Here is a 15,904-nt window from a genome sequence, read left to right on the forward strand (position 1 = left end):
GACGAATGACGGACGCTGGAACGGCAGAGGGGACGGTTGCGGCGCAGATGCCGAGGCATCCGTCATCCGTCATCCGTCCCCTACCAAACTAACCACTCGCTCAAACTGCGCTTACCTGTACCGCCTCGACGAGTTAAACCCCACCGTCGCACCGATGCTCGGCAGCAGCGCGATCACATTCGCCGCCGCCCAGCGCATCCCGGTGCTCATTCCCTCGCGGGGGCGCTCGGCGGGCCCGAGCAGCGCACGCGAGAGGCCCCACGCGGCGACGAAGCCCACGCCCGTCCCGAGGTAGGTGGCCGAGAAGTCGCCGGTCTGGTCGCCGATATTGCCGATGCCGTAGACCGTGCCCGCAGTGGCCAGTCCGGCAGCCGCGACGCCGCTGACGAGCCCGATGCGCCGGATGGTGACGTCGTTCTCGGCGCCCGCCAAGTCGCTGAGCCGCTCGCCGACGAAGCGACCAACGAGGAAACCGCCGATGCCGGCATAGGTCCCGGCCACGAGCTCACCGGTGACGCGGCCGGGGTTGAGCGGGGGCCGCGCCTGCTGCGCGGCCGCAGCGCCGGGCAGCACGAGGCCGAGGACGAGCGCGAGGCGGCGCATCATGCGGGGCCGGCCGCGGCCGGCGCCAGTGCGCGCGTGCGGATCTCGTCGGTGATGCGCGAGAGGAAGGCGTCCACCGAGACGACCTCTTGCTTCTTGCCGGCGCCGCGGACGCGCACGGCCACCTGTCCGGCTTCGGCCTCGCGCTTTCCGCACACCGCCATATAGGGGACCTTCATCATCTCGCCGTCCCGGATCCGATAGTTGAGGGTATCGCTGCGGTCGTCGCAGACCGCACGGACGCCCGCCGCACGAAGTTTCGCGGCCACGTCCGTGGCATACCCCGCCACGTCGTCGGAGATCGGCAGCACCCGGACCTGTTCCGGGGCCAGCCAGACCGGGAAGGCGCCGGCGAAGTGCTCGATGAGGATGGCGATGAAGCGCTCGAAGCTGCCGCTGACCGCGCGGTGGATCACCACCGGCCGATGGGCGGCGTTGTCCTCGCCGGTGTAGCTGAGGTCGAAGCGCTCGGGCGCATTGTAGTCGAGCTGGATGGTGCCCAGCTGCCACGCCCGGCCGATGGAGTCGGTCACGTCGAAGTCGATCTTCGGGCCGTAGAAGGCGCCATCGCCTTCCTTGAGCTCGTACGCCCGGCCGGTGCTCTCCAGCGCCGCGCGCAGCGCCGCCTCGGCACGGTCCCAGAGTTCGTCGGAGCCGATGCGCTGCTCCGGCCGCGTCGCGAACTTGAGCTTGGCCGTCAGGCCGAAGGTGTCGTAGTACGAGAGGATGAAGTCCATCAGGAACTTCACCTCGTCGGCGATCTGGTCCTCGCGCAGGTACACGTGGCAGTCGTCCTGCGCGAACTGCCGCACGCGCGTGAGGCCCGAGAGCGCGCCCGAGAGCTCGTTGCGGTGCAGCACGTCGAAGGTCACGAAGCGCTTCGGCAGCTCGCGGTACGAGTGCTTACTCGCGGCGTAGTACAGATGGTGCGAGGGGCAGTTCATCGGCTTGAGCGACATACTCAGCGCTTCGTCGGCGCTGGCGCCCGCCTCCGCCTGCTCCTTGTCCCAGACGAGGAACATATTCTCGCGGTACTTGCCCCAGTGCCCCGACTGCTCCCACAGCTTCTTGGTGTAGAGCAGCGGCGTCTTGATCTCGAGGAAGGCTTCCTGCTGCCGCTCGCGGACGAAGCCCTCGAGCGCGTTCCACATCGTCGTGCCGCGCGGGGTCCAGAACGCCGCACCGGGGGCGTGCGGGAAGAACTGGAACAGATCCAGTTGGCGGCCGAGCACGCGGTGGTCGCGCTTCTTGGCCTCCTCGAGGTTGTGCAGGTGCGACTCGAGCTCGTCCTTCTTGAAGAAGGCCGTGGCGTAGATGCGCTGCAGCATCTGCCGCTTCTCGTCGCCGCGCCAATAGGCACCGGCCGCGCTCAGCAGCTTGAAGTGCTTGAGGTACGAGGTGTCCGGCACGTGCGGCCCGCGGCACAGGTCCGTGAAGGGGCCGTCGGTGTAGGTCGAGATGACCTCGCTGGGGTCGGTGAAGTCGTCGAGACGCTCGAGCTTGAGCGGATCGTCGGCGAACACCTTCCGCGCCTCCTCCTGCGTGACCTCGGCGCGCACGAACGGATACTTCTCGGCGATCACCTTGTGCATCTCGGCTTCGAAGGCCGCGAGGTCTTCAGGTGTGAACGGCTTGGCGACCTCGAAGTCATAGTAGAAGCCGTCGTCGATGGCGGGGCCGAAGCCGATCTTGGCCTCCGGACGCAGGCGCCGCACCGCCGTCGCAAGGATGTGCGCACCCGAGTGCCGCAGCACCGCCAGCGCGCGCGGGTCCTTGTCGGTGAGCACCTGGAAGGCGCCGCCGCGCCGCAGGGGCGTCATCAGGTCCTGGATCTCGCCGTCCACGGCTACGGCGATGGCCGCCTTCAGCAGGCCGGGGCCGATGCTCGCCACCACCTCGCGGGCCAGCGTGCCCGGTGTCACTTCACGCGTCTTTCCGTCCGGCAGCGTGAGGACGATCTGCTCCGCCACCGCGCTCATCGCGGACTCCCGTCCAGCAGGGTCGGCACGCTGTGGCCGAAGCGCAGGGCCAACACCAGCCCCGTCCCCAAGGTCGCGGAGAACGCGAGCCAGAGGAGGACGGCGCGCCAGGACAGGCGCGGCGCGTCGGGCACGGCAGCAGAGGACTTGGGGGTACGCATCTAATGAAACGGCGGGAGGACGAGAGATACACCGCGATGCTTGCCGCATCGCGGTCAATCGGTCACGTTCAAGCTAGCGGTGGGCCCCCGCACCCGCCACGGATTCCCCTCTCACCATCGCCGACAATGCGCGTGATCGAAGTCGACGCCGAGGAACGCAGCGATCGCTGGCTGCTCTGGCTGCTGGCCGGGACGGCCATCGGCGTGACGGCCGGCGTCCTAGTCGCCGAGCGCTACAGCGGCCGCCGCCCGAGCACCAAGGGCCTCCTGCGCCGCCTCCGCAGCCTGGCCAAGCTGGCCGGTGCGCAGTGGGCACCGATGGTGGACGTCGCGCTCGAACTCAAGGAGATGTGGGAAGAGCGTCGAGCCGGCCGCCCCAGCGCCGGGCACGCGGCCAGCGAGGAGCACGACGACTTCGAGGACGACGTGGATGCGCTCGACCTCGAGGACGAGGACGAGTACGAGGAGGCTAGCCCGCCGTTCGCCGATCTCGAAGACGACGCCGAAGACGAAGAAGACGAAGAAGAAGACGACGACAACGACGATGGCGCAGACGACGAGGAAGAGGACGACGACTCCGAACTCGGCGCCCGCGTCCTCGAGGCCTTCGTGAACGACCCCGTGCTCGCGGAGCGACCGGTAGAGATCGAGGCCGATGACGACGCGGGGGAGATCCTGCTCTTCGGACAGGTGCGCAGCCCACGCGAGGTCTCGCACGCGGTGACCATCGCGCGCGGCGTGCCGGGCGTCCGGCGCGTCCGCCAGCGGCTCAGCGTCCGCGGACGGCGGTAGAAGCCGAGGGTGGGCGTGGGCTATCTTTCATAGATGCCCGAGACGCCCGCCCCCGCGCCTGACTTCCCCACCCACTTCGATTTCGCCGCCGCCGAACCCGCGCTGACCAGCGCCTGGGAAGCGGCCGGCCTGTTCAAGGCAGACGCCGACCGCACGACGCGCCTCGGCGGCGATCGCGATCCGTTCACCGTCCTCATCCCGCCGCCGAACGTGACGGCGGTGCTGCACGTCGGCCACGGTCTCAACAACACGGTGCAGGACGTGCTCATCCGCTGGCGCCGGATGGCCGGTGACGAGGCACTCTGGCTCCCCGGCACCGACCACGCCGGCATCGCCACGCAGAACGTCGTCGAGAAGCTCCTCGCCAAGGAAGGCAAGACGCGCTTCGACCTCGGCCGGGAGGCCTTCGTGAAGCGCACCGAGCAGTTCGTCGAGGAGACGGGCGGCATCATCCTGCAGCAGCTCAAGGCCATCGGCGCGTCGGCGGACTTCTCGCGCACGGCCTACACGCTCTCGCCGGGACTCTCGCACGCCGTGCGCGAGACCTTCGTCCGACTGTACGAAAAGGGTTTGGTCTACCGCGGTCACCGCGTCATCCACTGGTGCCCGCGTTGCCTCACCTCGCTCTCGGACGAAGAAGCCGAGTTCCACGACAGCGAAGGCGCGCTGCACCACATCCGCTACGCGCTGGCGGACAACGCCGCGCAGGGCATCACCATCGCGACGACGCGGCCCGAGACCATCCTCGCCGACGTCGCCATCGCCGTGCATCCCGACGACGAGCGCTACGCGGCGCTGGTGGGCAAGGAAGCGTGCATCCCGCTCACGGGCATCCGCATCCCCGTCATCGCCGACAGCTACGTGGAGAAGGACTTCGGCACCGGCGCGCTCAAAATCACGCCGGCGCACGACGCCAATGACTTCGAGGTCGGCAAGCGCCACGGGCTCGCGATGCCGGTGGTCATCACGCCCACCGGGAAGATCGGCGCGCTGAACTCGGACGATGCGCACCGCATCCCGTCGTCGCTGGACGGGCTCGACCGCTTCGAGGCGCGCAAGGCGATCGTGAAGCAGCTCGAGGCCGCTGGCGCGCTCGTCAAGGTGGAGCGGCACGCCAACGCCATCCGCCGCTGCTACCGCTGCGACACCGTCGTGGAGCCGCGGCTCTCGGACCAGTGGTTCGTGAAGATGGCGCCGCTGGCCGCCCCCGCCCTGCAGGCGGTGAAGGACGGCACCGTGCGCCTGCTCCCCGAGAAGTGGGAGAAGGTCTACATCAACTGGCTCGAGGGCATCCGCGACTGGAACATCTCGCGGCAGCTCTGGTGGGGCCATCGCGTCCCCGTGTGGACCTGCGCCAACGGACACAGCCAGGCCTACCGCGAGGACCCGCGCGCCTGCGCCAGTTGCGGCGACACCACGCTCGAGCAGGACCCCGACGTGCTCGACACCTGGTTCTCGTCCTGGCTCTGGCCGATCAGCACGATGGGCTGGCCGAACGAGAACCCCAAGGACCTGAAGGCCTTCTTCCCCAGCGACGTGCTCGTCACCGCGCCCGAGATCCTGTTCTTCTGGGTCGCGCGGATGATTATGTCGGGCTACGAGTTCGAGGGGCGCGCGCCCTTCCACACGGTGTACCTGCACGGCACGGTGCGCGATATGCAGCACCGCAAGATGTCCAAGTCGCTGGGTAACGGCATCGACCCGCTCGACGTGGTGGAACGCTACGGGGCCGACGCGTTGCGCTGGACGCTCATCCAGGGAATGGGCCTCGGCGTGGACGTGATGCTCGACCACACCGACCTCGACAAGTCGTTCGCGCCGGGTCGCAACTTCGCGACGAAGCTCTGGAACATCGGGCGCTTCCTGCTGCTGCAGGTCGGCGACGAACCCGTGGGCGCGCTTGCCGACGTCGAGGCCGCCGCGCTGCGACTGGAGGATCGTTGGATTCTCGGGCGGCTCGACGCCGCCATCGCCGAGTGCGATGCGGCGCTGGGCCCCGCGCGCCCCAGCGGTGCGCAGTGGCCGGAGCAGCAGCGCCAGCAGGGAATGCGCCTCGACGCCTACGCCGAGGCCGCGCGCCGCTTCGTGTGGAACGAGCTCGCGGACTGGTATGTGGAGGCCGTAAAGCCGCGACTCGCCCAGCCGGGCGCGGACCGCGAGGTCGCGCGCCGGGTATTGGTGCACGTGTTCGACCACGGCCTGCGCTTGCTGCACCCGATTATGCCCTTCGTGACGGAGTCGCTGTGGCAGCGGCTGCCGTCCCAGACCCCCGGCGCCTTCCTCGCCGTCGCCGCGTGGCCGCGCGCCCGCGCCGCGGGCGCCGATGCGGGCCTCACCTTCGACGCCGTACGCGAAGCCATCGACGCCATCCGCGGCTTGCGCGCCGAGTACGGCGTGCAACCGGGCACGCCGATCGTGGCGCACGTGGCGCAGGGCAGCGGCGACGCTGCGGCCCTCGACGCGCTGCTGGCCAGCCAGGCGCTGGTCAGCCGACTCGCGCGCTGCGAACTCCAGCGCGACGCCGCGCCGGCCGCCGCCGCCGCGCACGCCGTGCTCGGCAGCAAGCTCGAGCTCACGTTGCCACTCGCCGGAATGGTGGACCTCGCCAAGGAGCGCGCGCGCCTCGAAACTGAGCGCGCGGGTCTGGTCAAGCAGCTCGACGCGCTGCGTGGACGGCTCGGCAACGAGAAGTTCACCGCCAAGGCGCCGGCGGCCGTCGTCGAGGCCGAGCGGGCCAAGGAACGCGAGTGGGCGGCACGCGCCGCACAACTCGACCAGAAGATCGCGGAGCTCGCCAGCTGATGCAGGCCTCCGTGGCGCGACGCCTGTTCCTGCCCTGCGCCATTGCGGCGACGGCGGTGGGCATCGCCTGCGCCTCGCCGGGAATGCCGCCCGGCGGCCCGCCCGACACCGAGGTGCCGGAGCTGGTGCGCATCGTCCCGGACTCGAATGCGGTGAACGTGCGCGCGCCGGCGGTGCTGCTGCAGTTCGACGAAGTCGTCAACGAACGCTCCACGGGCACGGGGCCGGCCACGCCCGGCAGCACCAACTCGCTCACGACGGTGGTCACGCTCTCGCCGAGCGACGGCCGCGATCAAGTTACCTGGCGCCGCACGGCGCTGGAGATCCGCCCGCGCGGCGGCTTCCGCCCCAACACCGCGTACCGTGTCTCGATCCTACCCGGACTCGCCGACATCCGCGGCAACCGCCGCGAGGAGCCGATTGAGTTCGTCTTCTCCACCGGGCCGACGCTCGCCACGAGCGAGATCCACGGCGTGCTCTGGGATTGGACCACCGGCAAGGCGGCGATCGGCGCGCTGGTCGAGGCCTCGCGTCCGAGCGACTCGCTGTTCCGCTGGACTGCGCGCACCGATTCGCTGGGCCGGTTCCGCGTGCGCGACCTGACGCCCGGGGAGTATCGGCTGCGGGCCTGGGTGGACGCCAACAACGACCGGCAAATCTCGTTCCGCGAGATCTCAGACACCGCGCACGTCCAGCTCGCGGAGCGCGCGGAGCTCGATCTCTACGCCTTCGTGCGCGACACGCTGCCGCCACGCTTCGAGACCGTCGAGATGGTGGATTCCACGGCCATCCGCGTGCGCTTCGATCGCGGGATCCTGCTCGACTGGGACGGGCGCGGCGTCACGCTGCAGCGCGAAGACTCGTCGCACATCGAGGTCACGCAGGCCTTCGTGCCGGCGGCGCGCTTCGACTCGCTGCGCCGCGAGGCACGGGCCGCGGCCGACTCTGCCGAGCAGGCGGCGGGCGACACGACGGTGCTGGCCGCGGGTGATTCGCAACCCGCAGGGCGTCCCGCCGCGCTGGCCCCGGCGGCTGCCGCGACCGACACCGCCGCCGCGGACACGACCGCCGCGGACACCGCCGCGACCGATACCGTTCCCCGCCCCGTGTTCGGCCGCAGCGTGCCCGAGATGAGCTGGGTGCTCCCGCTCGACACGCCGCTCTCGCCGGGCGCGTATCGTCTGCGCGTCACGGGCGCCACGGGCCTCAACGGCCGCAGCGCCGACACCGACCGCGAGATCCGCGTACGCCCACCGCCGCCCCGTCCCGCCGCCGACAGCACAGCCGCAGACACTTCGGCCGCCCGCCGCGACACCACGCCACGCGCACCGGCTGCGGCGCGGCCCGCTCGGCCCACGCCGTGAGCGTCGCCACGCGGCCGGTGGCCTTCCTCGACCGCGACGGTACGCTCATCCGCGACGCGCACTACCTCCGCGACCCTGCGTTGGTGGAGCTGCTCGACGGCGTGCCCGCTGCCCTGCGCGCGCTCGCCGACGCCGGCTACGCCAGCGTTGTCGTTACGAACCAATCGGGTATCGCGCGCGGCTTGCTCTCGGAGCAAGACTACGTCACCGTCCGCGACCGGCTCGACGCACTGCTCGCCGGCGAGGGCGTGAGGCTCACGGCCAGCTATCACTGCCCGCACCACCCGGAACTCAGCGGCTCCTGTGACTGCCGGAAGCCGGGCACGCGCCTGCATCGCCTCGCGGCGGCGGAACACGGGCTCGACCTCGCCCGCGCCATCTACATCGGTGACCGCTGGCGCGATATCGCCCCCGCGCGCGAACTCGGCGGCGTCGGCATCTTGGTGCCGAGCCCGGACACGCCGCCGGACGAAATCGAGCGTGCGCGCACCGAGGCGCAGGTGGCGCCCTCGCTTCGCGACGCCGTCGCGCTCGTTCTCCCCCCCGCGGCGCGGTAAGTTCTCCCCGTGACGACGCCCCGTGCCCGACTCGCCGTACTCGCCTCCGGCAGCGGCAGCAACCTCCAGGCGATCCGCGACGATCTCGTCGCCCGTGGAGACGCCGCGCGCGTGGAGCTGGCGCTGGTGGTCTCGGACCGACGCGCTGCCGGTGCGCTCGACCGGGCCCGAGGCTGGAACGTCCCAGCGTTGCATCTGCCCCGCGAGCAGGACGCAACGCTTGACGGGCGGCTCGCCGAGCACGGCATCACGCTGGTCGCGTTAGCTGGATACCTGCGCCTCGTGCCCGCTGGCGTAGTGCAGCGCTTCCACGGCCGGATGCTGAACGTGCATCCCGCCCTGCTGCCGGCCTTCGGTGGACCGGGGATGTACGGCCGCCACGTGCACGAGGCGGTGATCGCGGCGGGCGCCCGCATCTCTGGCCCGACCGTGCACTTCGTGAGCGCCCAGTACGACGAGGGCGCAATCATCGCGCAGTGGCCGGTGCCGGTGCAGCCGGACGACAGCGCCGATACGCTCGCCGCGCGCGTGCTCGCCGCCGAGCATCGGCTCTACCCCTGGTGCGTCCACGCGGTCGCCGCGGGCGAGATCTCGCTCGGCGCCGATGGCCGCGTGCACGGCAGCATCCCATTCGACTTCGCACGCTTCGCCGCCGTCCCGGGCGAGCGTCACCCGTTCAACACCACCGCCTGATTTCCCGGACGTCTCGATGCCCGCTGCCCTGCTTTCCGTTTCCGACAAGACTGGCCTGGTGGAATTCGCCAGCGGCCTCCAGGCCCTCGGCTTCACGCTGCTCTCCACCGGTGGCACCGCAAAGGCGCTGCGCAGCGTCGGCCTCGCCGTCACCGACGTCAGCGACGTGACACAGTTCCCCGAGATGCTCGATGGACGCGTGAAGACGCTGCATCCGGCCGTGCACGGCGGTCTGCTCGCGCGCCGCGACCTTCCGGCGCATATGGCCGCCATCGCCGAGCACGGCATCGCGCCGATTGACCTCGTCTGCGTGAACCTCTACCCGTTCCGCGAGACGGCGGCGAAGAAGGGCCTCGCGCCCGAAGACGTAATCGAGCAGATCGACATCGGCGGTCCATCGATGCTGCGCTCGGCGGCCAAGAACTTCGCCGCCGTGACGGTGGTGGTGGACCCCGCCGACTACACCCGGGTGCTCGAGGCACTGACCAACGGCGGCGACGCGCTGGCGATGCGCCGCGAGCTGGCTGAGAAGGTGTATGCCCACACCGCGACCTACGATGCGGCGATTGCGTCGTGGTTCGCGGCGCAGCGGGGCGAGCGCTTCCCCGAACGGCTGGCAATGGGCTTCGAGCGCGCGCAGACGCTGCGCTATGGCGAGAATCCCGGGCAGGCGGCCGCCTTCTACGTGACGCAGCGCGACGAAGGCCTGGGCGCGCTGCGCCAGCACGGCGGCAAGGAGCTGAGCTTCAACAACCTGCTGGACCTCGAGGGGGCGATGCTCGCCATCGATCCCTTCGGCGGCGAGACCGCCTGCGCCATCATCAAGCACACAACGCCCTGCGGGCTCGCGACCGGTACCACGGCGCTCGAGGCCTACCAGAAGGCCTTGGCTTGCGACCCCGTCTCGGCGTTCGGCAGCGTCATCGCCTTCAGTGTGCCGGTGGACGAAGCGGCGGCACAGGCGGTGGCGTCGTTGTTCGTGGAGTGCCTGATCGCGCCGGCGTTCACACCCGAGGCGCTGACCATCCTCGGCGCCAAGAAGAACCTCCGCGTGCTCGAGGGCAGCGCCAAGATGAGCGCCAGCTCCCTCGACGTGAAGGGCGTGCGCGGCGGCGTGCTGGTGCAGGAGCGGATGACCGGCGCGCTCGACGACCGGGGCTGGCGCGTGATGACCAAGCGGCAGCCCAGCAGCGACGAGATGCGCGACCTGCTCTTCGCCTGGCGGGCCGTGGCCAGCGTGAAGTCCAACGCCATCGTGCTGGCCCGCGACGGCGCGACGATCGGCATCGGCGCCGGCCAGATGAGCCGCGTGGACGCCGCCTTCCTCGCGGTGCACAAGGCGCGCGCCGCCCAGCACGACCCCAAGGGCGCGGCCCTGGGCAGCGACGCCTTCTTCCCCTTCCGCGACGGCGTGGACCAAGCGGCCGCGGCCGGGGTACGCGCCATCGTCCAACCGGGCGGCTCGGTGCGCGACGACGAGGTCGTGGCCGCCGCCGACGAGCACGGCATCGCGATGGTGTTTACGGGGCAAAGGACGTTTAGGCACTAGCAGGACTGGAGACGGGGGACTTGAGACGTGAGACCGCATCTCAATTCTCAAGTCTCACGTCTCAAGTCTCCCGTCTCCAGCCTCCGCACCCTACCTTTGAAGATTCCCCAAAGCCCGACCAATGAGCGAGACCCTCGACTACCGCCCGTCCTACTTCGCCGCAGCCGTCGCGGCCGTGCTGACCTTCCTCCTGTACCTCATCACGCTCTCGCCCGAGACGGCGATGTGGGACACGAGCGAATACATCGCGGCGGCGTATACGCTGGGCCTGCCGCACCCGCCGGGGAACCCGTTCTTCGTGCTGGTCGGGCGCGTCTTCACCATCCTGCCGATCGCGCCCAACGTCGCGATGCGCGTGAACCTGCTGGCGGCGCTGTCCTCGGCGGTCTCGGCCGGGATGTGGTTCCTCATCACCGAGCGTGTGCTCGTGGGTTGGTTCGAGAAGCGCTGGCAGCGCGTGATGGGCGGTGCGCTGGCGGTGCTGATCGGCGCGACGGCGTTCACGGTGTGGAGCAACTCGGTGGTCAACGAGAAGGTCTACACCTTCTCGCTGGTGGGCCTGGCCGTCTGCGCGTGGCTGATCGTGCGCTGGTGCGACGAACCCGACGCCCCGGGCGCCAACAAGTTGCTGATCCTCGTGGCCTACCTCTGCGGCCTGGGCTATGCCAACCATATGGCCGGGATGCTCGTGGCCCCGGCGGCGCTGATCGCCGTGCTGTACCGCAAGCCGGCGGTGCTGATGCAATGGCGGCTGATCGCGGCCTGCGTCGGCGCGCTGATCCTCGGCGCGACGCCGTTCGCGACGCAGCCAATTCGTGCGGCACACAACCCGCCGATCAACGAAGGCGAGCCCACGGCCTGCCGTGAGGGCCTGAAGCTCTCGTGCACGCTCTCGAAGGGCACGTACACCGCCTTTATGTACAACTTCAACCGCGGGCAGTACGGCAAGCCCTCGGTGACGGAGCGGATGGCGCCGTTCACGGCGCAGGTCGGAATGTGGTGGCTGTACTTCAAGTGGCAGTGGGTGCGCGACGCCGCTGGCGAGCGTCCGGGCCTGCAGGGCGGATTGGCGGCCATTTTCCTCCTGCTCGGCATCATCGGCGGCTGGGTGCACTACCGACGCGACCCCCGAAGTTTCGCGTTCTTCGGGCCGCTGATGCTCACGCTCACGCTCGGACTCATCTACTACCTGAACTTCCGGTACGGTGCCTCCCAGTCGCCGGAACTCGGGATGAACGTGGACCGCGAGGTCCGCGACCGTGACTACTTCTATCTCTGGTCCTTCTCGGCCTGGTCCGTATGGGCCGCGCTGGGGCTGGTGTACGTGTGGGAGTCGATCGCGGTGGTCATCGGCCGCGAGCGCGTGACCGTCGGCAAGGAGAGCTACGACCTGCCGACCAACAGGGGCTGGGCGCTGGGCGCTCCGATCCTGCTCATCGCGTTCATCCCGCTGGTCGCCAACTGGACGGCCGCCTCGCGTGCCGGCCAGACCGACACCGCCGACGTCGCCATCGATATGCTCAACTCGGTGGAGCCCTACGGCATCCTCGTGACCGTCGGCGACAACGACACCTTCCCGCTCTGGTACGCGCAGGAAGTGCTCGGCATCCGCAAGGATGTCACCGTCGCCAACACCTCGCTGCTGAACACCGACTGGTACACGCGCCAACTCATCCGTCGCGAGGTCTTCGAGTATGACCAGGCCAACGGCCCGGCCGCGTTCCGCGACGGAGAGTGGACCAAGCCCGCAGGCCCGATCCTCAAGATGACGCTGGAGGACGCCGACCTCGTCCCGGTGTACCAGGAGCTGCGCACGCCGCAGCGCTTCACCAAGGGCGAGCTCGTCGCCACGCTGGAGCCGCAGGTGCTGTCGCGCGCCGACATCCTCGTGCTGCGGATGATTCTCGACAACGACCACCGGGCGGTGCACTTCAGCCGCACCTCCGGCGGGCTGGCCGAACAGCTCGGCCTTCGCGAGTACGTCGTGATTCAGGGGCACACGCGGAAGCTGTTGCCGCGGCGCGCGACCGAAACCGAGAGCATCGTCCGCGTGCCGGGAACCGGCTTGGTGGACGTCACGCGTTCCGCCGCGCTGTGGAACGAGTTCCGCGCGCCGGCCTCGCTGGCCAACCGCAGTATGTGGGTCGACCAGCCCAGCATCGGCCTGCCGGGCCTGGTCGTGAACACCGGCATCATCACGGCCGCGGCGATGGAGCGCGCCGGTCACGAGGCGGCGGCAGACTCGGTGAACGACCAAGTGCGTGCGATCGCGACGGCGATGGGCTTCGCGGACCTGGTGGCGCAGATGCAGGCGACGCGGCAGCCGCGCATCGCGCCGGGCTCGGATATGCTCCAGTCGTTCCCTGTGCCGGGGGCGGACAGCCCGGCCGGGCGGCGCCCCTAAGTTGGCTCGCTGACGCCCGCGGCGAGCGCGTCCACCCACGGACGCGCCGTCGCGAGCGTCTCGTGCACTTCCTCGAGGGCGATGCGCACGGCGGCGGCATCCTGCGCCGCCGCCGCGGCCTCCGCGTGCTCGCAGGCGGCGACCACATCCAGCACCCCCACCTGCTCCGCGCTGATGCGCAGCACGCGCGCGCCTTCGACGACGCTGTCGTACGCCCGCGAATCGGCAAGGCGGTCCAGCCAGGCCGCCTGCGCGGCAGCGAAGTCGCTGAAGGCGCCCATCATCCCGCGTAGCAGTTCGTCGCCACCCGCGGAACGGATGGCGCCGAGGGCGGGTTGGGAGTTGCGCGGGGGCTGGGGAAGGTCGGACACGGAGGGGCTCGCGGTGGCGGAACGGCGGGGCGTGCCTGTCTGATACGCGCCGCGACACGATTGCGATGAACCGCGCGGCAGGCAAGAGCCAGCTCGGCCCGAGGCTAGCCCAGCCCCTCACGGGCGTGTTAGGATGCACCCATCGGAGGGTTGGCAGAATGGCTATTGCAGCGGTCTTGAAAACCGCCGTCCGCAAGGACTTACAGGTTCGAATCCTGTACCCTCCGTTGCCTTGATTCACCCACAGCAAGCGGCGAGATTACGAGACTTCGGGGCGACCCGAGAGGAGACGTGGCCGAGAGGCTGAAGGCGGCGGTTTGCTAAACCGTTATACGGGGTTAAACCCGTATCGAGGGTTCGAATCCCTCCGTCTCCGTGGAAATCGGCCCGCATCGGATCTTGGTCCGGGCGGGCTGGTTTCGTTTCTGCGACTGGACGGATGACGGAGGACGGATGCCGACTCCGCGCGCTTCGTATGTAGCATCCGTCATCCGTCATCCGTCGAGAGTTCATCCGTCCTCGAACCGGCACCACGTGTCCACTCCGCGCCTCAGATTCGCCCCCAGCCCCACCGGCTACCTCCACGTCGGCGGTGCCCGCACCGCGCTCTTCAACTGGCTCCTCGCCCGCAAGCTCGGCGGCCAGTTCCTGCTGCGAGTCGAGGACACGGACAAGGCGCGCTCCACCGACGAGTCCACGCGCGCCATCTTCGAGGGCCTGCGCTGGCTGGGGCTCGACTGGGACGAAGAGGTGGTGTTTCAGGGGGCGAACCTCGAGCGGCACCGCGCCGATGCGCAGCGCCTGCTCGACGCCGGCAAGGCCTACCGCTGCTTCTGCACCACCGAGGAGCTGGCCGAGCGCCGGGCGGCCGCGGAGGCCGCCGGCGGCGCCTTCAGCTACGACCGTCGCTGCGACAAGCTGCCGCAGGACGAGATCGCGCGCCGCGTCGCCGCCGGAACGCCCTTCGTGCTGCGCTTCCGTGTGCCCGACGGCGAGACGGCTTGGGAGGACCTGGTCCACGGCCGCATCAGCTTCCCGAACAAGGACATCGACGACTTCGTCATCCTGCGCTCGGACGCCACGCCGATCTACAACCACGCCGTGGTCTCCGACGACATCGCGATGCGCATCACGCTGGTGATGCGCGGCGACGACCACATCTCCAACACGCCCAAGCAGATCCTGCTGTACGAGGCCCTCGGCGCGGCGCTGCCGCAGTTCGCGCACCTGCCGATGATCCACGGCACCGACGGCAAGAAGCTCTCCAAGCGCCACGGCGCCACGGCCGTCGGCGACTACCAGCACAAGGGCATCCTGCCGCAGGCGATGGTGAACTTCCTCGCCCTGCTCGGTTGGTCGCCGGGCGGGGACTTCGACGAAGTGATGACCCGCGAGCGGCTGGTCGAGGCCTTCAGCGCCGACGGCCTGCTCAAGAAGGCCGCGGTGTTCGATCCGGCCAAGCTGGAGTGGATGAACGGGCAGCACCTCGCGCGGATGCCGATCGCCGAAGCCGCGGCCTTGCTGCGCGGTCCGCTGGTGGCGGCCGGCCTCACCAGCGAGGACTGGCTCGACGCCAACGCGGCGTGGTACCACAAGCTGCTCGAGCTGCTGCGCGTGCGTGCGCGGCTCACCGATGAACTCGTGGCGCAGGCCAAGCCCTACTTCAGCGACGATTTCGCCTACGAGGCCGACGCCGTCGCCAAGCAGTGGAAGGACCCTGTCCTCGCGCAGTCGCTGCTCGAGGCCTGCGGCGACGCCCTGCGCGCGCTGGAGCCCTTCGACGAAGCGACGATGGAGCCGGCGATGCGCGCGCTCGCCGAGTCCAAGGGCGTCGGCGCGGGGAAACTCCTGCAGCCGCTGCGCGTGGCGTTGGTCGGGTCGGCGGCTTCGCCGGGCATCTTCGAGGTGATGGCCCTGCTCGGCCGCGAGCGCACGCTGGCGCGCATCGCCCGCGCGGTCGCGCATCTGGGTAGGTCCGCCGGCTAGGCCGATGGACGCCCCGCGTGCGCCGCTGACGGCGGTCGAGCAGGACGTCTGGCAGTTCCTGCTGGACCACCTGGCCCAACACTCGTTCCAGCCCAGCGTCCGCGAGATCGCGCGGCACTTCCGCATCCCGTCCACGCGGACGGTCTCGGACTTGATCGAGTCGCTGGAGCGCAAAGGTTACCTGCACCGCAGGCCCGGGCGGTCGCGCGGCGTGGTGCTCGCGGGCTTCGTCGGGGCTGGCGGCACGCAACCGGTGCCCGTGGTGCACTTCACGCTCAGCGGCGCGCCGGAGACCGAGCGGCATCTCACGCTGGACCGCGCGCTGGTGCCTTCGGCGGATGCGTACCTCGTGCGAGCCAACGCCGAGGAGGCACCGCGCCACGCGGTGCGCGAGGGCGACTTGCTCTTGGTCCTGCCGGAAGCGCGCGTGCCAGAGGAGAACCCGGTGGTGGCGCGGATCGGATCGCGCGTCCTCGTGCGCACCTTGGTCCGCCGCGGCACCACACTGTTGCTGCTCGCACCGGCGCCCGGGATGCGCGACATCGAGCTGCGCGACGAGGACGACTTCAGGATTCTCGGTCCGCTCGCGCTGGTGCTGCGGAGCACCGCCGCCGGCTCCGGCGACACCGCCGCGGACTGAGCG

Annotated in this window: 13 protein-coding genes and 2 tRNA genes; 11 read left to right on the plus strand and 4 right to left on the minus strand. The window is 70.0% G+C overall.

Annotated features, from left to right (window positions below; translation table 11 throughout):
* Window positions 1-111: 111 nt before the first annotated feature.
* The 3 genes from KF689_08290 to KF689_08300 are packed head-to-tail and all read right to left on the minus strand — an operon-like array spanning window position 112 to window position 2,743.
* Window positions 112-606 carry a hypothetical protein gene (locus KF689_08290; GenBank protein MBX3133366.1) on the minus strand — a complete coding sequence of 165 codons (495 nt, stop codon included), beginning with the start codon at window positions 604-606 and terminating at the stop codon, window positions 112-114.
* Window positions 603-2,582: a threonine--tRNA ligase gene (gene thrS, locus KF689_08295; protein MBX3133367.1), complete on the minus strand. Its 1,980-nt coding sequence runs from the start codon at window positions 2,580-2,582 to the stop codon at window positions 603-605. The genes KF689_08290 and thrS overlap by 4 nt, the downstream gene beginning before the upstream one ends.
* On the minus strand, window positions 2,579-2,743 hold the full coding sequence (locus tag KF689_08300; protein MBX3133368.1) for a hypothetical protein: 165 nt from the start codon (window positions 2,741-2,743) through the stop codon (window positions 2,579-2,581). Before KF689_08300 ends, thrS begins: the two co-directional genes overlap by 4 nt.
* A 126-nt stretch (window positions 2,744-2,869) precedes the next feature.
* On the opposite strand from KF689_08300, the gene KF689_08305 reads away from it, so the two are divergent.
* From KF689_08305 to KF689_08335, 7 genes are all read left to right on the plus strand, one after another.
* Window positions 2,870-3,535: a BON domain-containing protein gene (locus tag KF689_08305; protein ID MBX3133369.1), complete on the plus strand. Its 666-nt coding sequence runs from the start codon at window positions 2,870-2,872 to the stop codon at window positions 3,533-3,535.
* Between the two features lie 33 nt (window positions 3,536-3,568).
* Complete coding sequence (locus KF689_08310; protein MBX3133370.1) at window positions 3,569-6,337, plus strand: valine--tRNA ligase; 2,769 nt, start codon at window positions 3,569-3,571, stop codon at window positions 6,335-6,337.
* Window positions 6,337-7,701 carry an Ig-like domain-containing protein gene (locus KF689_08315; protein MBX3133371.1) on the plus strand — a complete coding sequence of 455 codons (1,365 nt, stop codon included), beginning with the start codon at window positions 6,337-6,339 and terminating at the stop codon, window positions 7,699-7,701. The genes KF689_08310 and KF689_08315 overlap by 1 nt, the downstream gene beginning before the upstream one ends.
* Window positions 7,698-8,258 (plus strand): HAD family hydrolase, encoded by a 561-nt coding sequence (locus tag KF689_08320; GenBank protein MBX3133372.1) that lies wholly within the window; start codon window positions 7,698-7,700, stop codon window positions 8,256-8,258. The genes KF689_08315 and KF689_08320 overlap by 4 nt, the downstream gene beginning before the upstream one ends.
* A gap of 9 nt (window positions 8,259-8,267) precedes the next feature.
* Window positions 8,268-8,951, plus strand: coding sequence for a phosphoribosylglycinamide formyltransferase (purN, locus tag KF689_08325; GenBank protein ID MBX3133373.1), 684 nt, complete (start codon window positions 8,268-8,270; stop codon window positions 8,949-8,951).
* A 16-nt stretch (window positions 8,952-8,967) separates the two neighbouring features.
* Window positions 8,968-10,500: a bifunctional phosphoribosylaminoimidazolecarboxamide formyltransferase/IMP cyclohydrolase gene (gene purH / locus KF689_08330; protein MBX3133374.1), complete on the plus strand. Its 1,533-nt coding sequence runs from the start codon at window positions 8,968-8,970 to the stop codon at window positions 10,498-10,500.
* A gap of 121 nt (window positions 10,501-10,621) precedes the next feature.
* Window positions 10,622-12,904: a DUF2723 domain-containing protein gene (locus KF689_08335; protein ID MBX3133375.1), complete on the plus strand. Its 2,283-nt coding sequence runs from the start codon at window positions 10,622-10,624 to the stop codon at window positions 12,902-12,904.
* On the opposite strand, the gene KF689_08340 is transcribed toward KF689_08335, so the two are convergent.
* On the minus strand, window positions 12,901-13,275 hold the full coding sequence (locus tag KF689_08340; protein ID MBX3133376.1) for a hypothetical protein: 375 nt from the start codon (window positions 13,273-13,275) through the stop codon (window positions 12,901-12,903). The genes KF689_08335 and KF689_08340 overlap by 4 nt on opposite strands.
* A gap of 144 nt (window positions 13,276-13,419) precedes the next feature.
* On the opposite strand from KF689_08340, the gene KF689_08345 reads away from it, so the two are divergent.
* The 4 genes from KF689_08345 to KF689_08360 all read left to right on the plus strand — a co-directional run bounded on the left by KF689_08345 (window position 13,420) and on the right by KF689_08360 (window position 15,901).
* Window positions 13,420-13,502, plus strand: a tRNA-Ser gene (locus tag KF689_08345).
* 58 nt (window positions 13,503-13,560) lie between these two features.
* Window positions 13,561-13,651: transfer RNA gene (locus tag KF689_08350), tRNA-Ser, on the plus strand.
* A gap of 158 nt (window positions 13,652-13,809) precedes the next feature.
* Window positions 13,810-15,261, plus strand: a complete 1,452-nt coding sequence (locus KF689_08355; protein ID MBX3133377.1) for a glutamate--tRNA ligase — start codon at window positions 13,810-13,812, stop codon at window positions 15,259-15,261.
* A gap of 4 nt (window positions 15,262-15,265) precedes the next feature.
* On the plus strand, window positions 15,266-15,901 hold the full coding sequence (locus KF689_08360) for a hypothetical protein (protein MBX3133378.1): 636 nt from the start codon (window positions 15,266-15,268) through the stop codon (window positions 15,899-15,901).
* Window positions 15,902-15,904 lie beyond the last annotated feature (3 nt).

The organism is Gemmatimonadaceae bacterium, from assembly GCA_019637355.1.
Classification (GTDB): domain Bacteria; phylum Gemmatimonadota; class Gemmatimonadetes; order Gemmatimonadales; family Gemmatimonadaceae; genus Pseudogemmatithrix.

Coding starts and splice junctions, on each gene's coding strand:
- KF689_08300 (MBX3133368.1), bottom strand. CDS start 2,743: ATGCGTACCCCCAAGTCCTCTGCTGCCGTGCCCGACGCGCCGCGCCTG.
- KF689_08305 (MBX3133369.1), top strand. CDS start 2,870: ATGCGCGTGATCGAAGTCGACGCCGAGGAACGCAGCGATCGCTGGCTG.
- thrS (MBX3133367.1), bottom strand. CDS start 2,582: ATGAGCGCGGTGGCGGAGCAGATCGTCCTCACGCTGCCGGACGGAAAG.
- KF689_08310 (MBX3133370.1), top strand. CDS start 3,569: ATGCCCGAGACGCCCGCCCCCGCGCCTGACTTCCCCACCCACTTCGAT.
- KF689_08335 (MBX3133375.1), top strand. CDS start 10,622: ATGAGCGAGACCCTCGACTACCGCCCGTCCTACTTCGCCGCAGCCGTC.
- KF689_08315 (MBX3133371.1), top strand. CDS start 6,337: ATGCAGGCCTCCGTGGCGCGACGCCTGTTCCTGCCCTGCGCCATTGCG.
- KF689_08360 (MBX3133378.1), top strand. CDS start 15,266: ATGGACGCCCCGCGTGCGCCGCTGACGGCGGTCGAGCAGGACGTCTGG.
- purH (MBX3133374.1), top strand. CDS start 8,968: ATGCCCGCTGCCCTGCTTTCCGTTTCCGACAAGACTGGCCTGGTGGAA.
- KF689_08290 (MBX3133366.1), bottom strand. CDS start 606: ATGATGCGCCGCCTCGCGCTCGTCCTCGGCCTCGTGCTGCCCGGCGCT.